The sequence below is a fragment of the Protofrankia sp. CiT1 genome (genome assembly GCF_917627335.1).
In the GTDB taxonomy this organism is placed as follows: Bacteria; Actinomycetota; Actinomycetes; order Frankiales; family Frankiaceae; genus Protofrankia.
This window is the reverse complement of sequence record NZ_CAKJTP010000057.1, coordinates 3,459-5,565: the sequence shown is the minus strand read 5'-3', so window position 1 is coordinate 5,565 and position 2,107 is coordinate 3,459. Positions and strand designations below refer to the sequence as shown.

Here is a 2,107-nt window from a genome sequence, read left to right as displayed (position 1 = left end):
AGGGCGATGGTCTGTTTGCGGGGGTGCCAAGCACAGCCAAACAATGGCGCCGCTACGCGGAGCGCGGCTGTACATGTGCCGCCGGCGACATCCCAGACCCGTATTGAATGATCATGCTCGCCGACGGATGAAAGCAGGGATCCGTCTGACGAGAAGGCCAGGCCGTTCACCGTGCCGGTGTGACCAGCTAGGCTGGCTAACAGTCCGCTGGTGGCGACATCCCAGATTCTGATCTTCATATCGCTGCTTGCGGAGGCGAGTAGCGTTCCGTCAGGAGAGAATGCCACGCCGTGTACCCAGCCGGCGTGACCGGTCAGGATGGCACGGGCGGCCCCGCTGGTGACCTCCCAGAGTCGCACAGTCTCGTCGCCCCCAGCGGAGGCGAGACGGAGCCCGTCCGGCGAGAATGCCACGGCAGTCACGCCGATATGCCTGCTTGGTGTGGCATGTATGGTGCCGCTCTTCACTTCCCAGATTCGCACCATGCCATCGTTCCCGGCAGAGGCAAGCAGAGCGCCGTCTGGAGAGAAAGCGAGGTTTGTCAGCATACCGGTGTGGCCAGTGAAGGTGCTTTGCAGATCACCGGTGAGGGCATCCCAGATTCGGACCGGTTCATCGTTGCTGACCGAGGCGAGTAGGGCTCCATCAGGGGCGAACGCGATCCCGCTGACCCCGCCCGGGAAAATCTGATGCGGAGTCACTGGATGCGTCCGGAGCGGGGGCCGGCGGACGATAATCGATGATAGCTGGATCGAACATGTGTTTCGCCAGCCTGACGGTTCCGGACGCTCCGGCCCGTCTGGCGACCGTGATCGGGGCAGCCCGCACGGCTCGGCCGAGCCGGCGTCGACGTAGCACCCCATCACCTCTACCTGGTCGCCGACGTTCATGGTCTTGCCGGCGGTCCGCCTCGGCCAGGCGGCCCGCGAGGCTGGGCTGTAGTTCTACGACAGTCTCCGCAGGATCGAAGCGGTCGTGTCACTTCGCGGGCGCTATCGTTGTCCCTCGCCGTCATACACATGCGCGGCTGCCCGTCGACGTCGATGAGCACTGCGGATCAGCTCGGCCGGAGCGTGTCTGCCAAGAGCTGCGCTCGCCAGTCGGCGAACCGTCGGCGCATCTCAGCGACCGAGCCGGGATCGGCTTTGTACTCGGCGAACGCGGTATCGGTGATCTGCGTCAGCGCGCCGAGCGCGTCCGCGAAGACCAGCGGGTCGAAGCCCGGGTCGGTCGCGGCGGCGAGGTCGAGCAATTCCCGCCGCGTGTAGCGACCGCTCATGATTGCTGCGTCGACGTCAAGGAAGTCGCGTTGCATGGCCCGTCCGAACAGGGCGCACATCTTGTTCGCGATGGCGTCGTCCGCGTGCGGGGCGGGCCCGATGTCCAGCAGGACCGGATCGTGCGCCCGCCAGTCCGCCGAGGGTCCCACCTTCTCGACCGCGCCGTCAGCACGATCCGTCACCATCAGCCGCACGAAGGTCTCGGCCCGCATCGCGACGGTGGTCGTATACCCCGCCTCGTCGAGCGCGGCGATGACCGCGGACGCGAGCTGTGGGAACTCGTCGCGGTGGTGCCAGCTGGTGAACAGATCGACGTCGCCGCTCGGGCGGGCGCCGATTCCGTGGGCCTGGACCGCGTAGCCACCCGCGAGCGCGAGCCCGTACCGCGCCCCGGCGGCCAGGGCAATCTTCGCGATCTTCTCATGCCGTGGTTCCACGGTCTACGCGGCGGTAGCCCGACTGATGTCAGCGAGAACCGGGAACCTCTGCTCCCAGGCTGCCCTGAGCGGTACCGGCAACCACAACAGCGCCCACAACCGCCGCAGCATCGCGCCGTCCAGGTAGGCGTAGAGGTCCCGCGGGCTGGCTGCCTCGATCAGGACAGCACGGTAGAGGTCGACGATCCTGCCGGGAGCGCCGAGATCGTATTCCGCGCTGCCCGACCAGTCCAGATGCGCGGGTAGGCGGACGATGCCGGACGACGCCCACGCAGCAGGTCCAGGTCTCCCGCGACCGTGTACGGCCGCTCGAAGCGGGGCGTCGCCGTGCGAGGCGTGTCGGCCATGCGTCCCAGTTTATCGCCGCAGACGATCGCCGTGACGCTTAGT

At 67.0% G+C, this 2,107-nt stretch carries 3 protein-coding genes and 1 pseudogene; all 4 read right to left on the bottom strand.

Annotated features, from left to right (window positions below; translation table 11 throughout):
* A partial coding sequence (locus tag MJ785_RS11535; RefSeq protein WP_370652926.1) for a WD40 repeat domain-containing protein occupies positions 1 to 422 on the bottom strand: 422 nt, incomplete at its 3' end.
* 60 nt (positions 423 to 482) lie between these two features.
* Positions 483 to 863: pseudogene (locus MJ785_RS22270) on the bottom strand (WD40 repeat domain-containing protein); the annotation flags it as partial.
* Positions 864 to 1,057: 194 nt separating this feature from the next.
* The gene (locus tag MJ785_RS11530; RefSeq protein WP_239380768.1) at positions 1,058 to 1,717 is read right to left on the bottom strand and encodes a nucleotidyl transferase AbiEii/AbiGii toxin family protein; all 660 of its coding nucleotides are present in this window, start codon (positions 1,715 to 1,717) and stop codon (positions 1,058 to 1,060) included.
* Positions 1,718 to 1,875: 158 nt separating this feature from the next.
* Positions 1,876 to 2,107, bottom strand: a 232-nt coding sequence (locus tag MJ785_RS11525) for a hypothetical protein (protein WP_239380766.1), incomplete at its 5' end; no start/stop codon positions are given.